Here is an 18,515-nt window from a genome sequence, read left to right as displayed (position 1 = left end):
CCTCAGCGGAGGTCGAGCCGCATCAGTACGCGGGGGTGGCCGGCGAGCACGGACGTGGTGTCGGCGGCGTGGACGAACCCGGCGCGTTCGAAGTTCTTCCGCAGCCCGGCGTACGCCATCGTCAGGTCGACCTTCGCGTCCCCGTTGTCGAGCGGGTACGCCTCGATCGCCGGGGCGCCGCCCGCGCGGGCGAACTCGACGGCGCCGGTGATGAGGGCGTGCGAGATGCCCTGCTTCCGGTGGCCGGGTCGGACCCGGACGCACCACAGCGACCAGACCGGCAGGTCGTCGACGTACGGGATCTTGCGGCTGCGCGCGAAGGAGGTGTCCGCGCGGGGCGCGACGGCGGCCCAGCCGACGGGCTCGTCGCCGTCGTAGGCGATGACGCCCGGCGCGTGCGCGCCCTTGCACAGCTCGGCGACGTACGCACCGCGCTCGGGTCCGCGCAGCTCGTTGTTGAGCTTGGACGGGATGCGGTAGCTCAGGCACCAGCAGACATTGGCGTCCGGCGACTTCGGGCCGAGCACGGCACGGACGTCCTCGAAGACGGAGGCGGGACGCACGTCGATGGTCATGAGACCCACGATGGCACGACTTGCGCTTGCCGCCACGTCAACTCCTACGGTCGTGTGCGGGCCGGAAAATCCGGCCCGGCGATGGAAGGAAGAACCGGTCATGGCCTGGTCGATCGCGGAGGTGGCCCGGATGTCCGGGGTGACGTCCCGGACGCTGCGGCACTACGACGAGATCGGCCTGCTGCCGCCCGCGTGGATCGGAAGCAACGGGCACCGCCACTACGAGGAGGCGGAGCTGCTGCGGCTGCAGCAGATCCTGCTGATGCGGGAGCTGGGCCTGGGGCTGCGCGAGGTCCGCGCGGTCCTGGACAGCCGGGCGGACCGGGTGACCGTGCTGCGCGAGCACCACGAGCGGCTGCTGAGCGAGCGGAACCGGCTGGACACGCTCGTACGGACGGTGGGCCGGACCATCGCCGCCCTGGAGGCTGACGACAAGGACGAGGACACGATGACGAAGATCAACAGGCCGGAGAACCTCTTCGAGGGCTTCGCGCCCTCGGCGGAGGTCGGCGCGGCGCTCGACGCGGAGGTGCGCGAGCGGTGGCCGGAGGCGTGGGAGGAGGCGCGGCCGGCGAGGGAGTCGATGACGGCGGAGGACCAGGAGCGGTGGCAGCGGGAGGTGACGGCGCAGATGGTCCGCTTCGCGGAGCTGATGGCGGCGGGCACCCCGGTCACGGACGCGGTGGTCCAGTCCGAGGTGGACGCCCACTACCGGGACGTCAGCCGCTTCTGGACGCCGACGGCGGAGGCGTACAAGGGCCTGGCCCGGACGTATGTCGAGGACGCGCGCTTCCGCGCGAACTTCGACCGGATCGCGGAGGGCCTGGCGGAGTACCAGCGGGACGCGATGACGGCGTACGCGGAGGAGCGCCTGAGCTGAGGGCAGTCGCATAGGGACGGGGACGAGCGCCTGAGTTGAGGCCGGGCGCGTAAGGAACGGGCCGGGGGGCTGCAGACCCTCGGCGCTCCTGTCGGCGCCTGCTGCCGACCCGTCAGAACTCCCCAAGCACCTCACCGAAATGCGTGTTGACGGCCAACAACCCACCATCCACCCGAAGGGTGGTCCCGGTGACCCAAGCGGCATCTCCGGAGGCGAGGAAGGCGACGGCGGCGGCGACGTCCTCCGGCTTCCCGACCCGCCCGAGCGGATAGACACGCTCGGCGAGCGCGGCCAGTTGCTCCGGCCGGGACTCCCACCCGCGGGTGGCGATGGTGCCGGGGGTGACCTGGTTGACCCGGACGCCGAGCGGGGCGGCTTCGCCGGCGAGGGTACGGGTGAAGGAGGCGAGACCGGCCTTGGCGGCGCTGTAGGCGTGGTTGCCGAAGGACGCCTCGGCGTTGACGGACCCGATGTTGACGATCGCCCCTCGCCCGTCGGCGGCGGCGAGCAACGGCATGGCGGCCCGCGCGCACCGGACGGCCCCCAGGAGGGTCACGTCGAACTGCTCGCGCCACTCGTCGTCGGTGTCCTCGGCCCGGTCGGGCGCGAAGGCGTTGTTGACGAGCACGTCGAGCCGCCCAAACTCCTCACCGGCGTACGCGACGGCCGCCTCCACCGACTCGGCGTCCCCCACATCACACCGCACGACCCGCACGCCACTCACGTCCCCGAAGGCCTTGTGCGCGGCCCCTTCATCCACATCGGCGACGACAACGCGCGCCCCTTCACTCCGCAGCCGCCGCACCACGGCGGCCCCGATCCCCTGAGCCCCACCGGTGACGAACGCCGAGTACCCCTGAAACCTGTCCATCCCCCGATCACACACCCGACCGACCGGGCCGCACCAGGTGTAGGGCTCGCCCCGTACCCCGGTCGGTCGTGATACGTTGCGGCCGCCGTGCGTCACCATGCGACATGAGGAGGTGAGACCGATCAACGCTTCGACAGAGACAGGTCGGGACTCCCTTCTTCGCATGGCCTAGGGAGCCCGAAGAAGGCATCCCGAAAGGCTGGAACGCTATGCGCTTCCTCTCTGAGACGTCGTCGGACGGCGTCCGTGAACAACTCTTCATGCTCGGCGAGATCCCCGGTGTCCTGTGGACGCCCGACGGGGCCGTCGGTGCGCGGCCGTTGGTGGTCATGGGGCACGGCGGTGGGCAGCACAAGAAGGCGCCCGGGGTGGTGTTCCGGGCGCGGCGGTTCGTCGTGGAGTGCGGGTTCGCCGTGGTGGCGGTCGATGTGCCCGCTCATGGGGACCGGCCGAAGGTCGAGGAGTTCGACCGGATCGTGGCCGAGAACCAGGCGCGGGTGGAGGCGGGCGAGGAGTTGGCGCCGCTGATGGCCGACTTCCAGGCGCTCGTGGCCCGCCAGACCGTGCCGGAGTGGCGCTCGGTCGTCGACGCGGTGCAGGAGCTCGACCACGTGGGCGTCGCGCCCGTGGGGTACTGGGGCGTCTCCTTGGGCTGCGGGCTCGGCGTACCGTTCGTCGCCGCCGAACCCCGCGTCCGCGCGGCGGTCCTGGGCCTCGGCAGCGCCCTGGCCACGGCCGAGGCCGCCGCCCGGATCACCGTCCCCGTCGAGTTCCTGCTCCAGTGGGACGACGAACGCGTGCCCAGGGAACTGAGCCTGGCCCTCTTCGACGCCCTGGGCTCCGCGGAGAAGACCCTGCACGCCAACCCGGGCAGGCACGGGGAGATCCCGGCCTTCGAACTCGACAGCACGGTACGGTTCTTCGCCCGGCATCTGCGCTCCTGATGGAGCTGTTCACCCAGGGAGGGGCGATGGACGACGGCGCGCACGAGAGTTGCGGCCCCGGGCGCGAACTCGCGCCAGGAGATCACGTGTTCGTGTCCAAGCGGGTGTACCGCGGGTGGCCGATCGTGCGCGTACATCTCGATGAGGACGGCGACTGGCAGGCGTTCTCGGCTTCCGAGCCGCGCTGGTTCGGACGTCCGCGGCTGACGCACGCGGCCCACCTGCTGGAGCGTGATCCGTCGTTGGCGAGCCTGCCGGCCCTGCCACTGGGCCATCTCGCAACCCGCGACCAGCCATCCGGCACAACCTGGCAGATCCTTCAGGGGTGACAGTGACGCGCGACGATGCTGTCGGCATTCGATTCGGCCGACAGCATCGTGCGTCGGAGCACCCGCGCCCCGTTCCCGCTACACGCCCGTCCTGCCGTCGACGAGTTCGCGGATGACGTCGAGGTGGCCGTTGTGGCGGGAGGTTTCCTCGATGAGGTGGAGGTAGATCCAGCGGAGGTCCACGTGGCGGCCGTCGCGGATCGGGCGCTTGGCCTGGGTGTTCAGGTCGTGGTCCGCGAGGAGGGTGCGGTACTGGGCGCTCTGCTCCTCGTACTCGGCGAGGAGTTGAGGGAGCGGGATGTCGACCGCCGTACGCATCTCCGGGTCCGGGTCCTCCTCCGTCGCCTCGGCGAGCGGGCCCCCGTCCTCCTTGCCCAGGAAGACCACGTGCACCCACCAGTGCTCCACCCAGCGCAGATGGCTGATCAGACCGCACAGCGTCATCAGCGGCGAGCCGGGGAGCGGGGCCTTGCGGGCGTCTTCCGGGGAGACTCCCTCGCACTTGGCGCGTGCCGTGTCACGGGCGTAGTCGAGGAAGGTGTTCAGCTGCGTGCGCTCGTCCCAGGCGGGAGGCGTGTCGGTTCGTTGAGTCATCGCCGGAAGTGTGCAGCCCGGTCGGGGTGCGTGTCGACCGGATATGTGCCGAGCCCAGGTCTTGCACCTTTGGGCAACAAGAGGCTCTCGTCCGTGCCCGGTCGGGGCTTCCGGGGGCGTGCCGTCGAGGGGGTCGCCCGACAATGCGGTGCGTGCGCGGCAACGCCGCCGTCATGCGGTGCGTGCACGGCACCGCCGCCGCCATGCGGTGCGCGCACGGCACCCCGCGCCGCCATGCAGTGCGTGCACGGCACCGCCGCCGTCATGCGGTGCGTGCGCGGTCTCCCGCCGTGGTCCCGTCCCGTCGATCCCCAGGAGCGTTCCCGTGACCGACATCGCCCCTCACGAACTGCACCTCGGTCGTCCCCTCCACCGCCTCGATCCCCACGGCCGGGACTTCGCGGCGGAAGGGCACGCGCTGCAGGCCATCGGCGGGCTCGTTCCCGTGGAGCTTCCCGATCGGGTGCCGGCCTGGGCGATCACCCGGCGTCGGGTCGCCGACCAGTTGCTGACCCACCCCGACCTGCGCAAGAACCCCAAGCACTGGCGTGCGTACCAGGACGGTCTGATACCCGAGACGTGGCCGTTGCTCTCGATCATCACCTCTCCGACCATGCTCAACATGGACGGCGTCGACCACGTCCGGCTGCGGAAGCCGACCCAGGCCGCGTTCACCCCGCGCCGGGTCCAGGCGCTGCGGCCGCGCGTCGAGGAGGTCGTCCACGCGCTGCTCGACGACCTCGCCGCCACCGAGCCGGGCACCGTCGTCGACCTGCGCGACACCTTCGCCTTCCAGCTGCCGGTGACCGTCATCTGCGAGCTGTACGGCCTCGACGACGAGCAGGCTCGCAAGCAACTCGCGCTGGACACGCAGCTGTTGCTGAAGAGCTCCACGCCGCCCGCCGCACGCCTCGCCGCCGAGGCCGGCATCTTCGGCGCCATGACCCAGCTCGTCGCCGACAAGCGCAAGGAGCCAGGGGCCGATCTCACCACCGCATTGATCGCGGAGTTCGACGCCGGGCAGATGTCGGAGCAGGAACTCGCCGGAACGCTGTTCCTCATGCTCTTCGCCGGTCACGAGACCACCCAGGACTGGATCTGCAACGCCGTCCTGCGCCTGGCCGAGAACCCCGGGCAACTCGCGCGGGTGCTCAGCGGCGACGCCGGTGCCGACCCGTGGCAGGGCGTGTTGGAGGAGACGCTGCGGTTCGATCCGCCCGCCCCCTCGGTCATGTTCCGGTACGCCGAACGCGACGTCGACTTCGAGGGGATCACCATCCGGGCCGGCGAGCCGGTGCTCTACCACGTCGCGGCGATCGGCCGGGACGACGAGGTCTTCGCCGCCCCGGACGACTTCGTCCCGGACCGGCCCAACGCCCACCAGCACCGCGCCTTCGGCCACGGCGCCCATCACTGCCTGGGGGCCGCCCTGGCCCGCCTCGAGGCGGGCATCGCCCTCCCCGCCCTCTACGAACGCTTTGCGATCACCCCGGCGGAGCCACTGGAGAGCATCGAGCGAGTGGGATCGCTCGCCACCAACGGGCCCGCCAGGCTGCCCGTACTCCTCACCCCGCGGTGAGGCGGGGCCCGTTCACGCCCCCGCGTCCAGGCTCGTCCGTACCGCGCGTACCAGCGCCTGCGCCCTCGGGTCCGCCGTCACCGTCTTGCGCATGCCGTTCGTGACGTAGCCGAAGGCGATCGACGACTCCGGGTCCGCGAAGGCCAGGGAGCCGCCTCGGCCCGGGTGGCCGAACGAGGTGGGGCCGAGGAGCGGGGACGCCGGGCCGTGGAGCATGTGGCCCAGGCCGAAGCGGGTGCCGACCATCAGTACGCGGTCCGGGCCCGCGGACTCCTCCGTACGCGCCAGGGTGAGCGTCGCCGGGGCGAAGAGGCGGGGGCCGCCGTCGACCGGGCCGAGGGTCGAGGCGTAGAAGCGGGCGAGGGCGCGGGCCGTCGAGACGCCGCCCGAGCCCGGGAGTTCGGCCGCCCGGTAGACCGGGTCGTTCTCGTCCGGCTTGGGGTCGATCACCCCGAAGGCGCGCCGCGTCAGCGAGTTCGGGTCCCGGTACGCCTCGGTCACCGAGCGCTTGGGGCGGAGCTTCAGCGCCCCGCTGTCCGGCGGTTCGAGCTCCTCGATCGCGCCGAGCCGGCCGACCCGGTGCGCCTCGTCGGCCGGCAGGCCTATCCAGAGGTCCAGGCCCAGCGGGCGGGCGATCTCCTCGGCGACCCAGCGCCCGATCGTGCGGCCGGTGACCCGGTGGACCAGGCCGGAGAGCAGCCAGCTGAAGGTGTGCGCGTGGTAGCCGTGGGCCGTTCCCGGTGCCCAGACCGGGGCCTGCGCGGCGATCGCCGCCTGGGCGACCGCCGGGTCGACGGCCTCGGCGAGGGTCAGCGGGTGGTCGAGGACCGGCACCCCGGCCTGGTGCGCGAGCAGCTGCCGTACGCTCACCCGCTCCTTGCCGGCCGCCTTGAACTCGGGCCAGTACGTGCCGACCGGCGCGTCCAGGTCGAGCTGGCCGCGCTGGTGGAGCAGCAGCGGTACGGCCGCCGCGACGCCCTTGGTCGCCGAACGGACCACCTGCGCGGTGTCCACGGCCCACGGGACCTGTCCGGCACCTTCCCCGCTGTGAGCGTCCCTGGTCCCCGCCCACAGGTCGACGACCTTCACCCCGTCGCGGTACACGGCGACCGCCGCGCCCCGCTCGCCCCGGTGCTCGAAGTTGCGCAGGAACGCGTCCCTGACCGGCTCGAACCCCGCCGCCACCGTGCCCCGGACGTCCACGTCCCCACACCCCTTCCCGCTCGCCTGCCCCCATGGTGCAACGTCGACCCGAAGGCTCCGATTCCGGGGTCAGGCAGTCGCCCTCGGCACGAAGCCGTACGGGAGCTCCAGCCGGTTCCTCGCCATCAGCTCCTCGTCCGCGAGGATCTCCGCCGTCGGGCCGTCGCCCGCGATGACGCCCTCGCTGAGGATGACCGAGCGCGGGCAGAGCTCCAGGGCGTACGGGAGGTCATGGGTGACCATCAGGACGGTCACGTCCAGCGAGCGCAGCACGTCCGCGAGCTCGCGGCGCGAGGCCGGGTCCAGGTTGGACGAGGGCTCGTCCAGGACCAGGATCTCCGGCTCCATCGCGAGGACCGTCGCGACCGCCACCCGCCGCCGCTGCCCGAACGACAGGTGGTGCGGCGGCCGGTCCGCGTACTCCGCCATGCCGACCCGGGCGAGCGCCTTCGTGACCACGGCCTCGAGCTCCGCCCCGCGCAGTCCGGCCGCCGCCGGGCCGAAGGCGACGTCCTCGCGGACGGTCGGCATGAACAGCTGGTCGTCCGGGTCCTGGAAGACGATGCCGACCCGGCGCCGGATCTCGGCCAGGTTCCGCTTCTCCACCGGCAGCCCGGCGACGGCGACCGTGCCCGCGCCGCCGGTGAGGATGCCGTTGAGGTGGAGGACCAGGGTGGTCTTGCCCGCGCCGTTGGGACCGAGCAGCGCGACCCGCTCGCCGCGCCCGACGGTCAGGTCGACGCCGAAGAGGGCCTGGTGGCCGTCGGGGTAGGCGTACGCGAGACCGCGGACTTCCAACGAAGGTGCAGTGGTCATCGGAGCGTCCATCCCAGGAGGCAGATCAGCAGTGCGGTGAGCGGCAGGGAGGCCGCCCGGAGCCATTGGGCCCGAGTCGCGGTGACCTCGTCGATGACCGGCATGGAGCCGGTGTACCCCCGGCTGACCATCGCGAGATGGACGCGTTCACCGCGCTCGTACGAGCGGATGAAGAGCGCGCCCGCGGACTTGGCGAGGACGCCCCAGTGCCGGACGCCCCGCGCCTCGAAGCCGCGCGAGCGGCGGGCGATCGACATCCGGCGCATCTCGTCCGTGATCACATCGCCGTACCGGATCATGAACGAGGCGATCTGGACGAGGAGCGGCGGGAGCTTCAGCCGCTGGAGGCCGAGGATCAGCTCGCGCAGCTCGGTGGTGGAGGCGAGGATCACGGAGGCGGCGACGCCGAGGGTGCCCTTGGCGAGGACGTTCCAGGCGCCCCACAGGCCGGGGACGGAGAGCGAGATCCCGAGGACCTCCGTCCGCTCGCCCGGCACCACGAAGGGCATGAGGACCGCGAAGGCCACGAACGGGACCTCGATCAGGAGCCTGCGCAGCAGGAACCCGGCCGGGATCCCGGCCCGCGCCGCGACGAGCGCGAGGAGCAGGGCGTAGCCGCCGAAGGCCCAGATCGCCTCGCGGGGCGTGGAGACCACGACCACCACGAAGGCGAGGACGGCGGCGAGCTTGGTGTGCGGGGGCAGCGCGTGGACCGGCGAGTCGCCTCGCCGGTACAGCTTGTGCGCGTGCCCCGCCCCCATGTCAGACCTGGGCCCCGGCGGATTCCGTACGGCGGCGGCGGACCAGCCAGAAGGCGCCCGTGCCGACGGCGAGGGTCGCGCCGACGCCGATCACGCCCGCGAGACCGCCGGAGAGGCGGGCCGCCTCGATGCCCTCGACGCCGTAGTCGGCGAGCGGGGAGCCGGCCGCCGCGTGCTCCTCGACGTTCTTGTCGAAGCCCTTGTCGGCGGCGACCTTCTCCAGGCCGTCCGGGCTGGCGGAGGCGTAGAAGGAGACGAAGCCGGCGAGGACGAGGGCGGCGACGAGGCCGCCGATCCAGACCTTCTTCGGGGAGCGGGCGGCGACGGGCGTGAAGTCGCGGGCCGGGGCCGCGTCGACCAGTTCCCCGTTCACGCGCAGCTTGAGCGGCGCGGTCAGGCCGCGGGCGCCGTACACGAGGTCGGGGCGGACGGCGATGACCGCGCCGACGGTCAGCATGGTGATCGCGGCCTCGCCGACGCCGATCAGGGTGTGCACGCCGACCATCGCGGTGAGCACCTTGCCGAGCGGTACCTGGGTGGTGCCGCCGATCGCGTACACGAGGGTGAAGGCGGCGGCGGAGGCCGGTACGGAGACCAGCGCGGCGACGAAGGACGCCACGGTCACCGAGCGGCGGGTGCGGGGCAGGATCAGGACGAGGCCGCGGAAGAGCGCGTACGCGACGACGACCGTGACCACGCCCATGACGGTGATGTTCACGCCGAGCGCGGTGAGTCCGCCGTCCGCGAAGAGGATGCCCTGCATCAGCAGGACCACGGAGATCACGAGGACGCCGGTGTACGGCCCCACCAGGATCGCCGCGAGCGCGCCGCCGAGTAGATGGCCGCTGGTGCCGGCCGCGACCGGGAAGTTCAGCATCTGCACGGCGAAGATGAAGGCCGCGACGAGTCCGGCCAGCGGGGCCGCCCGCTCGTCCAGCTCCTTGCGCGCTCCGCGCAGGCTGACGGCGACGGCGCCGGCGGCGACGACACCGGCGGCGACCGATACAGGGGCGTTGATGAATCCGTCAGGTACATGCACGTCCCGAATGATGAGTGCTGCTGCAAAACACTTGCAAGAGCGCACAGATCACAGAAAGGCAGCGCTCGCTCCGCACGCGCCCCAAAATATGGGACATTAGGGGATAAAGAAGACGAGCGTGAGGAGTGGTTCCATGTCACCCACCGCGGACGCCCATGAGGTCGAGGATCACGCCAAAGGCCGGATCATCAGCGACGCCCCCCTCTCCCGCCCCGTCCCGGTCGCGCTCCGCTACGACCCCGACTTCACCCCCGCCACCGTCCGCTTCGTCTTCCCCGGCAACATCGAGTGGTCCTTCCCCCGCGCCCTCCTCGAAACGGGCCTGCGCGCCCCGACGCGCCGCGGGGACATAGGCGTCTGGCCCTGCGGGCGGGTGCAGACCGTGGTCGAGTTCCACACGGACGACGGGGTGGCGGTCGTGCAGTTCGACACCACGGCCCTGCTCCGCTTCCTCAAACACACGTACGCGGAGACCGCGTCGATCACCCCTTAGAGTGCCGTCAGTCAAGATCACGACGGAACACTCCGGGGGAGCTACGTGAAGAAGAAGAGACTGTGGGGCGCGCTCGGCGCGGGCCTGCTGGCCCTGTCGGGCGCCCTGTACGGGGCCACGGCACAGGCCACGCCCGCCACGACGGCGACGGAGCCGGCGACCTGGGTGGCCGCCGCGGCCAAGGCGGCCCCTCTGGCCCCGCCGCCCGGCACGAACCTGCAGGTCATGAGCTGGAACATGTGCGGCGTCGAGCGGTGGGGGTGCACGGGCACCGGCACCGGCGACGAGAAGGCCGACGTCGTCAAGCAGTACGTGCAGAGCAACTACGTCCAGGCCGCCCTCCTCCAGGAGGTGTGCGCGAGCGGCCTCGACGCGCTGATGGCCAAGCTCGGCCCGGGCTGGAGCAAGAGCTTCGCTCCGTACCACTGGTCGCAGAAGGGCGTGCGGACCCCGAGCCCCTGCGCCACCGGCGCCGGTTCCGACCCGAACGACCTCGTCGGCACCGCGATCGTCGTCAAGGCCGGGCTCGCGGACGCCCAGCAGTACCCGACGACCCAGCCCTGGACCGGGCTCAACCCGCCGTTCCACTGCGCGACGGCGACGTACTTCGGCGTACGGCTCTGCACGGTGCACGTGTCGACGAAGGACGCCAACCCGGAGCACCCGGACTGGGACTACCGGGACGACCAGCTCGCCGAGATCAAGCAGGTCGTCTCGGGCTTCCCGAAGGTCGTCTTCGGCGGCGACTTCAACGCGAGCCCGCCGGACTGGCCGGCGGGCAACAAGGACGCCTGGATCTGGCCCGCCGGGCTCTACTCCCAGGGCCCGGGCACCCCTGGCTACCAGGAGTGCGACCAGCAGGGGACGGCCCGTACGGGCCGGGCCACCCACAACGGCGGCTGGAAGATCGACTACCTCTTCAGCACCGAGGCACGGCGGTGGTGCGTCGTCGCCGACACCGAGCGCTCGGACCACCACGTGCTCGTCGAGAGCGTGGTGATCACGCCTCCGGCGGCGTGATCGACAACTAGCTGAAACGCACCTGCGCCGCCCCCGTGTCGCGTACGACACGAAGGCGGCGCAGGGCCGCGTCGGCTCCCCGTCCCCACAGGTCCCGGCGCGATCCGGGGCGTACTCCTCCGCTCAAGGAGCCGTGCCCGGTCCGGGGCGTGCTCCTCCGCTCAAGGAGCCGCCCCGGAGTTTCTCAGGAGCAGGTCAGACCTTCACCAGTTCGCGGTCCTGGCCGTCCCGCGGCCCGTCCACGTCCTTCTCGGTGACCAGGGCCTCGCCCTCCACGTCCACGTTCGGCAGCGCGCGGTCCAGCCACTTCGGCAGCCACCACGCCTTGTGGCCGAGCAGGGCGAGCACCGCGGGGACGATGGCCATGCGGACCACGAAGGCGTCGAAGAGGACGGCCACGGCGAGACCGAAGCCGATCATCTTGATCATCTGGTCGGTCATCCCGATGAAGCCGGAGAAGACGGCGATCATGATCACGGCGGCGGCGGTGACCACGCGGGCGCTGTGCCGGAAGCCGGTCACGATCGCCTCGCCGGGCCGCTCCCCGTGGACGTACGCCTCGCGCATCCGGGTGACGAGGAAGACCTCGTAGTCCATCGCGAGACCGAAGACGACACCCACCATGAAGATCGGCATCATCGACATGATCGGGCCGGTCTGCTCGACCCCGAACAGCGAGCCGAGCCAGCCCCACTGGAAGACCGCGACGACCGCGCCGAGGGCGGCGACCACTGAGAGCAGGAAGCCGAGGGCCGCCTTCAGCGGGACCAGGATCGAGCGGAACACCACCATCAGAAGCAGGAAGGCGAGTCCGACCACCAGCGCCAGGTACGGCACGAGCGCGTCGTTCATCTTCTGCGAGAAGTCGATGTTCATCGCCGTCTGGCCGCTGACCAGGACGTTGTCACCGGTCGCGCCACGGATGTCGTGGACCAGCTCCTCGGTCGCCACCGAGGACGGGCGGTCCTTCGGGATGACCGTGATCATCGCGGTGTCGCCGGCCTTGTTCGGCGTCGGCGGCATGACCGCCACGACACCGTCCAGGCCCTTGATCGTCTCCATGGTGGAGTCGGCGACGGCCTTGTCCCCGTCGACCACGACCATCAGCGGGCCGTTGAACCCGGGGCCGAAGCCGTCCGACAGCATGTCGTACGCGCGGCGCTCGGTGGCGGAGACGGGCTTGGAGCCGTCGTCCGGCAGACCCATCTCCAGGGAGGCGGCCGGCAGCGCGATCGCGCCGAGGCCGAGGACACCGACGAGCAGGACCATGACCGGGCGGCGGATGACGAACCGGGCCCAGCGGGTGCCCATGTTGGGCTTGTCCGCCTTGCCGTCGGCCTTCGAACCCTCGGCCTTCTTCCGACCCTTGCGGTCCTTGCGGCCGACCACCCTGGCGCCCGCGAACCCGAGCAGGGCCGGGATCAGGGTCAGCGCGATCAGGACCGCGATCACGACCGTGCCGGCGGCCGCGAAGCCCATCTTCGTCAGCATCGGGATGTTGACGACGGCCAGGCCCACGAGCGCGATGACGACGGTCAGACCGGCGAAGACGACGGCCGAGCCGGCCGTGCCGACCGCGCGGCCCGCAGCCTCCTCGCGCTCCCGGCCCTCGGCGAGCTCCGCGCGGTAGCGGGAGACGATGAAGAGGGCGTAGTCGATGCCGACCGCGAGGCCGATCATCATCGCGAGGGTCGAGGTGGTGGAGCCCAGGTCGAGGACGTTGGCGAGCGCCGTGATCGTCGAGACGCCGATGCCGACGCCGATGATCGCGGTCAGCAGCGGGAGTCCGGCGGCGACCAGCGAGCCGAAGGTGATGACGAGCACGATGCCGGCGATGACCACGCCGACGATCTCGCCGGCGCCGGTCTCCGGCATGGTCTGGAGCGCGTCACCGCCGATCTCGACGGTCAGCCCCTGCCCCTGCGCGTCGTGCCCGGTCTTCTCCAGGGCCGCGCGGGTCTCGTCCGTCAGCTCCATGCCGGAGACCTTGTAGCTGACGGAGACGTAGGCGGTCGAGCCGTCCTTGGAGACCGCCTGCGCGGTGTACGGGTCGGTGACCGAGGCGACCTGGTCGGAGCCGGACTTCAGCTCGGCGACGACGTCCTGGACCTTGGCCTTGTTGGCCGGGTCGGTCATCCTCTGGCCCTCGGGGGCCTTGAAGACGACACGGGCGGTGCCCCCGTCGGCGCTGCCGCCGGGGAAGCGCTGCTCGAGCAGGTCGAAGGCCTTCTGGGCCTCGGTGCCGGGTATCGAGAAGGAGGAGGAGGTCGCGGCGGGCGCGGTGGCGGCGCCGACTCCGGCGAGCGCGAGGAGCGCCACCCAGAGCAGGGCGACGAGCCGTCGGCGCCGGAAGGCGGAGCGACCCAGCTTGTAGAGGAACGTGGCCACGGGGGCGTACTCCCAATTCGTGGTGGGACAGGGCATGGGGAGCCGGCCCGACGGCGTGAGCGGTTCGACGTCAGGTGGTGCGGGTGATGCCTGTGGTGCGGGTGGTGTTGCGGGGAGGTCAGACGCCGAGTGAGGGGAGCACCACGGCGTTGACGTAGTCGACGATGAAGGCGTGGTCGATCGGCTGATCGTCGATCAGCGGACGAGCGACGAACGCCCCGATGATCATGTGCGGGACGTACTTCAGCGCCGGGTTGTCGGCGCTGATCTCACCCCGCGCCACCGCTCGGTCCAGGGTTTCGCGCAGGTTGCTCATCTCGGGTTCGATGAGCAGTTCGCGGAGCGCCTGGTGCAGGTCGGGGTTGGTGTGGACCGCGTGGGCGAGACCCCGCATCAGCGCGGTGTCCTTCTCCATCTGGCAGTCGTCGGTCAGCTCCATGATGGCCTGGAAGTCGCCACGCAAGGTGCCCGTGTCGATCTCGGTGAGCTTGATGGGCTTGTTGTGACGCATGGCCTTGGCGACCAGCTCCGGCTTGCTCCCCCACTGGCGGTAGAGGGTGGCCTTGCTGGAGTGGGTGCGGGCGGCGACGGCGTCCATGGTGAGGGCGTCGTAACCCACCTCGCGCAGGAGTTCAAGCACGGCTCCGTACAGCTCGGACTCACGCTCTGGTGTGAGCCTGCTGCGAGCCATGACCGGCCTCCCATTCGAACGAAACGGTTTCGTACAGTTCGAAGATACCCGAGCCCTCAACGAAACGAAACCGTTTCGTACGTGTCCTGGGCCACACGGGGCGCCACACGGCCGCCACACCGGCCGCCACACGCGTACGCACGTACGAGTTGCCGCACCCCCTCCCCGCGGAAAGCATGAGGAGGTGAGTGAAGACGCCGCGTACCTCCGCTTCCCGCACCTCCACGACGATCTGCTGTGCTTCGCGGCCGAGGACGACCTCTGGGTCGCGCCCCTCGTGCCCGAGGGCCACCGCCCCGGCCGGGCCTGGCGGGTCACCGTCGACCGGACCCGGGTCGGCCACCCCCGCTTCTCGCCCGACGGCCGCCATCTCGCGTACACGACGTGGCGCAGCCTCGACCCCGAGATCCATCTCGCGCCGGTCGAGGGCGGGCCCTCGCGACGGCTCACCTACTGGGGCTCGACCGACACCCGGGTCTGCTCCTGGTCCCCCGACGGCGACATCCTCGCCGTCTCCTCGCACGGCCAGCCGTTCTCGTACTACTCCTGGGCCTACACCGTCCCCACCGACGGCTCCCCCGGCGGCCGGATGCCCTGGGGGCCGGTCTCCGACATCGCGGTCGCGGACATCTCCCAGGACGGCGAGGGCGAGTCCGGCACCGAGCGGCGCACGCTCCTCCTCACCGGAAAGCCCCCGCACGAGCCGGCCGCCTGGAAGCGGTACCGGGGCGGGGCGACCGGCCGGCTCTGGCTGCACGGGGAGCGGCTGCTGCCCGACATCGGCGGCCATCTCGACGCGCCGATGTTCGTGGGCGGCCGGATCGCGTTCCTCTCCGACCACGAGGGCGTCGGCAACCTCTACTCCTGCCTGCCCGACGGCACCGACCTGCGCCGCCACACCGACCACGACGCCTTCTACGCCCGGCACGCCTCAAGCGACGGCCGGCGCGTGGTCTACCAGTGCGCGGGCGACCTGTGGATCGTCGACGACCTGACCGTCCCCGACTCCGCGCCGCGCAAGCTGGAGGTACGGCTCGGCGGCCCGCGCGCCGGTCGGCGGGCGTACCAGGTGCCCGCGGCCAACCACGTGGACGCGCTCTCCGTGGACGAGACCGGGCGGGCGAGCGCGGTGTCGGTGCGCGGCAGCCTGTACTGGCTCACCCACCGCGACGGCCCGGCCCGCACGATCACGGACACCCCGGGCGTACGGGTCCGCCTGCCGGAGATGCTGGGCAGCGGCGGCCAGGTCGCGTACGTCACCGACGCCGAGGGCGAGGACGCCATCGAGGTCGCGTACCTGCCGCGCGCGACCGGGGACCGGGAGCCGCGCAGGCTCGCGATGGGCGAGCTCGGCCGGGTGGAGGAGATGATCGCCGACCCGGACGGCGAGCGGCTCGCCATCGCCTCCAACGACGGCCGGCTGCTGCTGATCGACGCGACGGAGGAGTCCAACGGCGAGGCCACCGAGCTGATCCGGTCGATCAACGGTCCGGTGCGCGATCTGGCGTTCTCCCCCGACGGGACCTGGCTGACCTGGTCGCACCCGGGGATCGGCCGCTCGCTGCGGCAGATCAAGATGGCCCGGATCGCGGGTCCGGGCGCGCGGGCGATCGTCGACGTCACCAACGGCCGCTTCGAGGACGAGAATCCGGTCTTCACCCGCGACGGCCGCTACCTCGCCTTCCTCTCCTGGCGCGGCTTCGACCCGGTGTACGACGTGCACACCGGCGACCTCTCCTTCCCGCTGGGCTGCCGCCCCTACCTCGTACCGCTCTCCTCCGCGACCCCGTCGCCGTTCGCGCTGCTGCCGGACGGGCGCCCGGCGGCGGGCGGCATGGATCCGGCGGAGACGGAACCGGAAGGCGCCGAGGGGACGACCATCGTGGAGGTGGAGGGGCTCGCGGAGCGGGTCACCCCGTTCCCGGTGGCGGCCTCCAAGTACTCGGCGCTGCACCCGGTCAACGGCGGCGGGCTCGTCTGGCTGCGCTGGCCGATCTCCGGGGCGCTCGGCGAGACCTTCGCCAACCCGGCCGACACGACGGGCCGGCCGACCCTGGAGTACTTCAACATCCCCAAGGCCCGCAAGACCGAACTGGTGCAGCACCTGGACTGGTTCGCGGTCAGCGGGGACGGCTCACGGCTCGTCGTGGCCGACGAGGGCGAGCTGCGGGCGGTGCCGTCGACGGAGTCCGGGGACGGCGACTCGACCGTCTACATCGACCTGCGGCGGATCCTGCACGACGTCGACCCGGAGGCGGAGTGGCGGGGCGCGTACGAGGAGGCGGGCCGGATCGTCCGCTCCTACTTCTGGGACCCGAACATGTGCGGGGTGGACTGGCCGGCCGTCCTCGACCAGTACCGCCCGCTCGTCGAACGGGTCGCGACCCCCGACGACTTCGCCGACCTGCTGCGCGAGGTCATGGGCGAGCTGGGCACCTCGCACGCGTACGTGACCCCGGCCCGGCGCAACGAGGGACCCCCGCACTACCAGCGGGCGATGGGGCTGCTCGGCGCCAACCTCGTTCCCCGGGACGGCGGTTGGATGGTCAAGCGGATCCTGCCCGGCGACTCCTCCGACTCCAAGGCGCGTTCACCGCTCGCGGGCACCGGCATCCGGGAGGGTGCGGTCCTCACCCACGTCGACGGCCGCCCGGTGGACCCGGTGACAGGCCCGTATCCGCTGCTGTCCGCCTCGGGCGGTACGACGGTCGAGCTGACCTTCCAGCCGGCGGAGGGCGAGGGGCGCGCCCGCCGGGTCGCGATCGTGCCGCTCATCGACGAACGGCCGCTGCGCTACCAGGACTGGGTGGCCAAACGGCGTGCGGTGGTACGGGAGGTCAGCGGCGGCAAGTGCGGCTACCTGCACATCCCCGACATGGGCGGCTCGGGTTGGGCCCAGTTCAACCGCGACCTGCGGATGGAGGTCTCCCGGCCGGCCCTGATCGTGGACGTACGCGGCAACGCGGGCGGACACATCAGCGAGCTCGTCGTGGAGAAGCTGACCCGCAAGATCCTGGGCTGGGACCTGACGCGGAACGCCCAGCCCGTCTCGTACGCCTCGAACGCCCCGCGCGGCCCGGTGGTGGCCCTCGCCGACGAGGCGACCTCCTCGGACGGCGACATGATCACGGCCGCGTTCAAGCTGCTCGGGCTCGGGCCCGTGGTGGGCCAGCGGACCTGGGGCGGGGTGGTCGGCATGACCGGCCGCCACCGGCTCGGCGACGGCACGCAGATCACGGTGCCCATGAACGCGGCCTGGTTCCCGGAGTTCGGCTGGTCCGTCGAGAACGAGGGCGTCGACCCTGACCTCGCGATCCTGCGCACCCCGCTGGACTGGGCCGAGGGCCGGCACGCCCAGCTGGACGACGCGGTCGAGGTGGCGCTCGCCCTGCTCGCGGAGACCCCGGCGGCCGCCCCGCCCGGCTACGCGGACGTCCCGGACCGCTCCCGGCCGAAGCTGCCGCCGAGGTCGGGGTGACCGGCTGCCGTGAGATCGAGTTCGTAGGCGACACCCGGCCGCCCGTCGAGGGTCACGCTCCCGACCGCTCCGAAGCCGAGACGGCCCAGGACGGTCCGTGACCCGGTGTTGTCCACGGTGGTCGCGGCGGTCAGCCGGCTCAGCCCGTACTCCTCCACGGCGAGCCGGCAGACCTCGCGCACCCCGGCGGAGGCGACCCCGCGCCCGGTGGCCTTCTCGGCGACCCGATAGCCGAGTTCGGCGCCCCCGTCGACCAGGTCGACGAGGTTGAACCGGCCGAGGACCTCGCCCTCGTCGTCCACGAGCACATGCATCCGCACCGCGCCGGTCGCCTGCTCGTCGAGCAGCGCCCGGTGCCGTACGTCGAACTCCTCGAAGTACGCGTCGCCGCGGTCGGGCACATGGGCGGCGAAATACGACCGGTTCTCCCGCTCGAACGCGAGGAGCGCGGGCGCGTGGTCGGCACGGAGAAGCTGCAGTTCGGACATGGTCCGCACGCTACGCGGACGACGGGCTCGTGGCGCGTGATTTAGAACACCCCCTCGGGGCGCGGGCGGAGGGCGGACGCGCGGAAGGCGCACCCGGCGTCCCGGGTGCGCCTTCTCAGAGGCCTCGGCGGCCTCGTAGGACAGACGTCAGGCGTCGTAGTCCTGGTCGAAGCGGTCCTGGGCCTCCTGCTGGGCCCGGCGCTGCTCCTCCTCGGAGGGGCGCTTGGCCTGGGAGGCGCGCTCGGACGCTTCCTCGCGGGCGTTGCCCATGCGCTGCTTCGCCTGCTCGGCGGCCTGCTTCGCCTTGTCCTGGAACTGGTCCTTCATGCCCATGAAAGTTCACTCCTAGACGGGTGTGAGGGGATC

At 71.7% G+C, this 18,515-nt stretch carries 18 protein-coding genes; 7 read left to right on the top strand and 11 right to left on the bottom strand.

Going from position 1 to position 18,515, the window contains the following annotated elements; all coding sequences use genetic code 11:
* Positions 1 to 2: 2 nt before the first annotated feature.
* Complete coding sequence (locus ACWCO8_RS25095; protein ID WP_362013210.1) at positions 3 to 575, bottom strand: GNAT family N-acetyltransferase; 573 nt, start codon at positions 573 to 575, stop codon at positions 3 to 5.
* Between the two features lie 100 nt (positions 576 to 675).
* Between ACWCO8_RS25095 and ACWCO8_RS25090 the strand changes: the two genes are divergently transcribed.
* Positions 676 to 1,455, top strand: a complete 780-nt coding sequence (locus ACWCO8_RS25090) for a MerR family transcriptional regulator (RefSeq protein WP_451034142.1) — start codon at positions 676 to 678, stop codon at positions 1,453 to 1,455.
* 112 nt (positions 1,456 to 1,567) lie between these two features.
* Here the strand turns inward: ACWCO8_RS25090 and ACWCO8_RS25085 are convergent, their stop codons facing one another.
* A complete protein-coding gene (locus ACWCO8_RS25085) occupies positions 1,568 to 2,326 on the bottom strand; it encodes an SDR family NAD(P)-dependent oxidoreductase (RefSeq protein ID WP_451034141.1) in 759 nt (252 codons plus the stop codon).
* 209 nt (positions 2,327 to 2,535) lie between these two features.
* On the opposite strand from ACWCO8_RS25085, the gene ACWCO8_RS25080 reads away from it, so the two are divergent.
* Together ACWCO8_RS25080 and ACWCO8_RS25075 are read left to right on the top strand one after the other, a co-directional pair.
* The gene (locus tag ACWCO8_RS25080) at positions 2,536 to 3,270 is read left to right on the top strand and encodes a dienelactone hydrolase family protein (RefSeq protein WP_451034140.1); all 735 of its coding nucleotides are present in this window, start codon (positions 2,536 to 2,538) and stop codon (positions 3,268 to 3,270) included.
* A gap of 26 nt (positions 3,271 to 3,296) precedes the next feature.
* On the top strand, positions 3,297 to 3,599 hold the full coding sequence (locus ACWCO8_RS25075; RefSeq protein ID WP_451034139.1) for a hypothetical protein: 303 nt from the start codon (positions 3,297 to 3,299) through the stop codon (positions 3,597 to 3,599).
* 78 nt (positions 3,600 to 3,677) lie between these two features.
* Here ACWCO8_RS25075 and ACWCO8_RS25070 read toward each other — a convergent pair whose 3' ends face one another.
* Positions 3,678 to 4,193, bottom strand: coding sequence for a DinB family protein (locus ACWCO8_RS25070; RefSeq protein WP_451034138.1), 516 nt, complete (start codon positions 4,191 to 4,193; stop codon positions 3,678 to 3,680).
* Between the two features lie 325 nt (positions 4,194 to 4,518).
* On the opposite strand from ACWCO8_RS25070, the gene ACWCO8_RS25065 reads away from it, so the two are divergent.
* Complete coding sequence (locus tag ACWCO8_RS25065) at positions 4,519 to 5,772, top strand: cytochrome P450 family protein (RefSeq protein ID WP_451034137.1); 1,254 nt, start codon at positions 4,519 to 4,521, stop codon at positions 5,770 to 5,772.
* Between the two features lie 12 nt (positions 5,773 to 5,784).
* Here ACWCO8_RS25065 and ACWCO8_RS25060 read toward each other — a convergent pair whose 3' ends face one another.
* The 4 genes from ACWCO8_RS25060 to ACWCO8_RS25045 form a co-directional block, all read right to left on the bottom strand.
* Positions 5,785 to 6,975 (bottom strand): serine hydrolase domain-containing protein, encoded by a 1,191-nt coding sequence (locus ACWCO8_RS25060; protein WP_451034136.1) that lies wholly within the window; start codon positions 6,973 to 6,975, stop codon positions 5,785 to 5,787.
* A 69-nt stretch (positions 6,976 to 7,044) separates the two neighbouring features.
* The gene (locus ACWCO8_RS25055; RefSeq protein WP_451034135.1) at positions 7,045 to 7,791 is read right to left on the bottom strand and encodes an energy-coupling factor ABC transporter ATP-binding protein; all 747 of its coding nucleotides are present in this window, start codon (positions 7,789 to 7,791) and stop codon (positions 7,045 to 7,047) included.
* On the bottom strand, positions 7,788 to 8,552 hold the full coding sequence (cbiQ, locus tag ACWCO8_RS25050; RefSeq protein ID WP_362013197.1) for a cobalt ECF transporter T component CbiQ: 765 nt from the start codon (positions 8,550 to 8,552) through the stop codon (positions 7,788 to 7,790). Before cbiQ ends, ACWCO8_RS25055 begins: the two co-directional genes overlap by 4 nt.
* Before the next feature lies 1 nt (position 8,553).
* A complete protein-coding gene (locus ACWCO8_RS25045) occupies positions 8,554 to 9,591 on the bottom strand; it encodes an energy-coupling factor ABC transporter permease (protein ID WP_451034134.1) in 1,038 nt (345 codons plus the stop codon).
* A gap of 133 nt (positions 9,592 to 9,724) precedes the next feature.
* On the opposite strand from ACWCO8_RS25045, the gene ACWCO8_RS25040 reads away from it, so the two are divergent.
* Both ACWCO8_RS25040 and ACWCO8_RS25035 read left to right on the top strand, forming a co-directional pair.
* Positions 9,725 to 10,084 (top strand): SsgA family sporulation/cell division regulator, encoded by a 360-nt coding sequence (locus ACWCO8_RS25040; protein ID WP_451034133.1) that lies wholly within the window; start codon positions 9,725 to 9,727, stop codon positions 10,082 to 10,084.
* 45 nt (positions 10,085 to 10,129) lie between these two features.
* Positions 10,130 to 11,104 (top strand): endonuclease/exonuclease/phosphatase family protein, encoded by a 975-nt coding sequence (locus ACWCO8_RS25035; RefSeq protein WP_362013191.1) that lies wholly within the window; start codon positions 10,130 to 10,132, stop codon positions 11,102 to 11,104.
* Positions 11,105 to 11,299: 195 nt separating this feature from the next.
* On the opposite strand, the gene ACWCO8_RS25030 is transcribed toward ACWCO8_RS25035, so the two are convergent.
* Together ACWCO8_RS25030 and ACWCO8_RS25025 are read right to left on the bottom strand one after the other, a co-directional pair.
* A complete protein-coding gene (locus tag ACWCO8_RS25030; RefSeq protein WP_451034132.1) occupies positions 11,300 to 13,492 on the bottom strand; it encodes an MMPL family transporter in 2,193 nt (730 codons plus the stop codon).
* 118 nt (positions 13,493 to 13,610) lie between these two features.
* A complete protein-coding gene (locus tag ACWCO8_RS25025) occupies positions 13,611 to 14,183 on the bottom strand; it encodes a TetR/AcrR family transcriptional regulator (protein WP_451034131.1) in 573 nt (190 codons plus the stop codon).
* A gap of 184 nt (positions 14,184 to 14,367) precedes the next feature.
* Between ACWCO8_RS25025 and ACWCO8_RS25020 the strand changes: the two genes are divergently transcribed.
* Positions 14,368 to 17,661 (top strand): S41 family peptidase, encoded by a 3,294-nt coding sequence (locus ACWCO8_RS25020; RefSeq protein WP_451034130.1) that lies wholly within the window; start codon positions 14,368 to 14,370, stop codon positions 17,659 to 17,661.
* Here the strand turns inward: ACWCO8_RS25020 and ACWCO8_RS25015 are convergent.
* Both ACWCO8_RS25015 and ACWCO8_RS25010 read right to left on the bottom strand, forming a co-directional pair.
* Positions 17,607 to 18,149, bottom strand: coding sequence for a GNAT family N-acetyltransferase (locus ACWCO8_RS25015; protein WP_451034129.1), 543 nt, complete (start codon positions 18,147 to 18,149; stop codon positions 17,607 to 17,609). The genes ACWCO8_RS25020 and ACWCO8_RS25015 overlap by 55 nt on opposite strands.
* Positions 18,150 to 18,296: 147 nt before the next feature.
* Complete coding sequence (locus tag ACWCO8_RS25010; protein WP_362013181.1) at positions 18,297 to 18,482, bottom strand: ribosome-recycling factor; 186 nt, start codon at positions 18,480 to 18,482, stop codon at positions 18,297 to 18,299.
* Positions 18,483 to 18,515: the final 33 nt, after the last annotated feature.

Source organism: Streptomyces sp. NPDC001927 (assembly GCF_053594455.1).
This window is presented reverse-complemented; position numbering and strand designations above follow the sequence as displayed.

Bases quoted from the DNA above. Each gene is read 5' to 3' on its own strand.
- ACWCO8_RS25010 (WP_362013181.1), bottom strand. From the start codon at position 18,482: ATGGGCATGAAGGACCAGTTCCAGGACAAGGCGAAGCAGGCCGCCGAG.
- ACWCO8_RS25080 (WP_451034140.1), top strand. From the start codon at position 2,536: ATGCGCTTCCTCTCTGAGACGTCGTCGGACGGCGTCCGTGAACAACTC.
- ACWCO8_RS25040 (WP_451034133.1), top strand. From the start codon at position 9,725: ATGTCACCCACCGCGGACGCCCATGAGGTCGAGGATCACGCCAAAGGC.
- ACWCO8_RS25055 (WP_451034135.1), bottom strand. From the start codon at position 7,791: ATGACCACTGCACCTTCGTTGGAAGTCCGCGGTCTCGCGTACGCCTAC.
- ACWCO8_RS25025 (WP_451034131.1), bottom strand. From the start codon at position 14,183: ATGGCTCGCAGCAGGCTCACACCAGAGCGTGAGTCCGAGCTGTACGGA.
- cbiQ (WP_362013197.1), bottom strand. From the start codon at position 8,552: ATGGGGGCGGGGCACGCGCACAAGCTGTACCGGCGAGGCGACTCGCCG.
- ACWCO8_RS25075 (WP_451034139.1), top strand. From the start codon at position 3,297: ATGGACGACGGCGCGCACGAGAGTTGCGGCCCCGGGCGCGAACTCGCG.
- ACWCO8_RS25090 (WP_451034142.1), top strand. From the start codon at position 676: ATGGCCTGGTCGATCGCGGAGGTGGCCCGGATGTCCGGGGTGACGTCC.
- ACWCO8_RS25070 (WP_451034138.1), bottom strand. From the start codon at position 4,193: ATGACTCAACGAACCGACACGCCTCCCGCCTGGGACGAGCGCACGCAG.
- ACWCO8_RS25085 (WP_451034141.1), bottom strand. From the start codon at position 2,326: ATGGACAGGTTTCAGGGGTACTCGGCGTTCGTCACCGGTGGGGCTCAG.
- ACWCO8_RS25095 (WP_362013210.1), bottom strand. From the start codon at position 575: ATGACCATCGACGTGCGTCCCGCCTCCGTCTTCGAGGACGTCCGTGCC.
- ACWCO8_RS25015 (WP_451034129.1), bottom strand. From the start codon at position 18,149: ATGTCCGAACTGCAGCTTCTCCGTGCCGACCACGCGCCCGCGCTCCTC.